This is a genomic window from Sulfurimonas sp. (genome assembly GCF_016744025.1).
Lineage (GTDB): Bacteria > Campylobacterota > Campylobacteria > Campylobacterales > Sulfurimonadaceae > Sulfurimonas.
This window is the reverse complement of record NZ_JADGFC010000220.1, coordinates 1-2,441: the sequence shown is the minus strand read 5'-3', so window position 1 is coordinate 2,441 and position 2,441 is coordinate 1. Positions and strand designations below refer to the sequence as shown.

The 2,441-nt window shown below is 33.3% G+C and carries 2 protein-coding genes; one reads left to right on the top strand and one right to left on the bottom strand.

Going from position 1 to position 2,441, the window contains the following annotated elements; translation table 11 throughout:
- Positions 1-125: 125 nt before the first annotated feature.
- Entirely contained in the window at positions 126-443 is a 318-nt protein-coding gene (locus tag QZZ48_RS15415) for a hypothetical protein (RefSeq protein WP_294967142.1), read from the top strand.
- A gap of 10 nt (positions 444-453) precedes the next feature.
- On the opposite strand, the gene QZZ48_RS15410 is transcribed toward QZZ48_RS15415, so the two are convergent.
- Positions 454-2,211: a DNA polymerase III subunit gamma/tau gene (locus tag QZZ48_RS15410; RefSeq protein ID WP_294967141.1), complete on the bottom strand. Its 1,758-nt coding sequence runs from the start codon at positions 2,209-2,211 to the stop codon at positions 454-456.
- Positions 2,212-2,441 lie beyond the last annotated feature (230 nt).

The window sequence follows — 2,441 nt, the reverse complement described above, 5'->3', positions numbered from 1 at the left end:
TACAAAACTCCGTATGAAGTGTTTTTCAGTGAAATGAGTAAAAGATTAGCTAGCTAATTTAGGTGGAAATTGCACTTGTTGTTGGAATTGGCGGAATATGAATTAGAATATATGAAGGCATAAATGTGAATACTGAATATCAAGAGTTAAAAGTTAAAACCCTCTGTGATGAAAGAGATATCCTAAGGAATAAAGATATAAAATTTACTGCATATATATTTGTAGCTATTTTAGCAATTGTTATTACCCTGAGTGCGTTAATAATGAATAAATATTTTGACTTAATTATACCATCAGCTACTACAATGGTTTTTACAATATCATCTATTAGTTTATTTGTACTAAAACATACTAAAAAAAAGATTGTAATACAAGAGAATATTGTAGGTGATAAGTATGAGCAGGCTCTATCTCAACTCGAAGAAGCAAGACAAAAAGTTTAGTTCGTAAAGTTTATATTTTAGACTGAATAGTTATTTTTGTAGCTTCAAATAACTCTATGGCTTTTTGAACCATAGGCTCATCTTTTATATTAGTTCCACTAACCTCTTTAACTTCATTTTCAGCAGGAGAGCAGTTAGTTACACAACTTGCACTTCCTCCCATTTCAGCATCTTCTACCATTGAAGTACTTTGCTCGTGTTGCATCTGAGGTTGTTCTATCTTTACTTGCTGGGGAACAACTAGTTGGATGTCATTTTTTTTTTCGACCATCTCTTTTGTGCAAGCTTGGTGTTTGATTTTTGTCTCAAAACCAAAAGTCTCACGAACAAGATGTTTTATAGCAGAATAGCCATGAGTTAAAGTTTTTTTACACTCTTCATTGGCACAACTCTCCCAAGTAAGAACTTCATCCTCGTAGGATATAAAACTGATAGATTTATCAAAACACTCTCCAAGTTCCGAATTTCTATCTTTAATAGCAGGAATAAGTTCGTTAAACATCTTTAGAGATAGGTTTGGCAACTCTACTGGTGCTTCCACTACAGGAATTTCTTCTTCTTTCATTTCTGGAATATGAGTTTCTTGTATTGGCATCTCATCTTGAACAAATTCTTCTTGAGTAATCTCTTGCATCTGTGGCGCCTCTGTTTGCACAGATGCAACAGGTTCTATATTTATACTAGATATTTCAGGTCTTTTAATCTCTTTTTGAAGAGACTCTATCATCTGGTCGACTTCTTTGATTCGAAGAGCCTCAACCATTTTGAAAAAGACAAGAGATAGTACAAAAGAGCCATCAGCATTAATGCTAAATAGCGACTTAGAATCACTTAAAATCCTAAAAAATCTATCTAAGACTAGAGTAGAAAAAAGTGCGTCTTGATTGTACATACGCTCTTTTAAGTATGCTATTAACTCATCAACAACCATCTCAGCTTCATAGTCTTCAAGTATTTGAGTATATTCTACAAGACGAGCATAGTCTTTTGCAAATACTGCACTAAAAAGATCCATGATGAACTTAGGATCAACTAGTCCTAACATATCTGTAACAGTGTTTACATCTACATGATTTCTAGAGTAAATAATAGCTTGATCAAGTAGAGTAAGAGTATCTCTTAAACTTCCATTGCCACTTCTTGCTAATATCTCTAAAGCATCTGTTTCATATTGAATCTCTTCAAGGTTTAGGATATGTGCTAAATGGTCTATAACTTTTTTAGTTGCAATAGATTTAAATCTAAAGTGTTGAGTACGACTTAAAATTGTAGCTGGAAGTTTTAGTGGATCTGTTGTAGCTAAGATGAACTTTACATATTCAGGTGGTTCTTCAAGAGTCTTAAGCAAAGCGTTAAAAGCTTCTTTAGTAAGCATATGCACTTCATCGATGATAAATATTTTATATCTTGCAGATGCAGGCTTATATTTTGTCTGCTCTATAAGATCTCTAATATCATCTATCTTACGTGAAGATGCAGCGTCCATTTCAACTATATCCATATGACGGTTTTCTACTGCTAAGATACAGTTTTGACAAACACCACATGGTTGGTGTGACATACCCTCTTCACAAATAAGAGCTTTAGCAAATATACGGGCTGTTGAAGTTTTTCCACTTCCACGAAGTCCTGAAAATAGGTAAGCATGAGAGAGTCTATTTGAATCTAGAGCAAGGGATAAAGTCTGAGCTATAGTCTCTTGACCGATAAGCTCATCAAAGTTTGAGGGACGATATTTTCTTGCTAATACTTCTGAAGACTCTTTCACATGCTACTCCGTTTTTAATAATAAAGATTTTAGCATCTATAGAGTTAAACTATGATTTAAAGATTAAAATATCATATCATCGAACTTAATGATATGTGAGAGAGATCATTTTTAGACTTAATTAAAAATATGGGGGGGGGGTTTGAAAACCCTTGCAAACTTCTGTATATTGGTAAGAAACCAAGGTATTTCTATAATGGATTATAAAAAAGCTCTAAAAACTGTCCAAA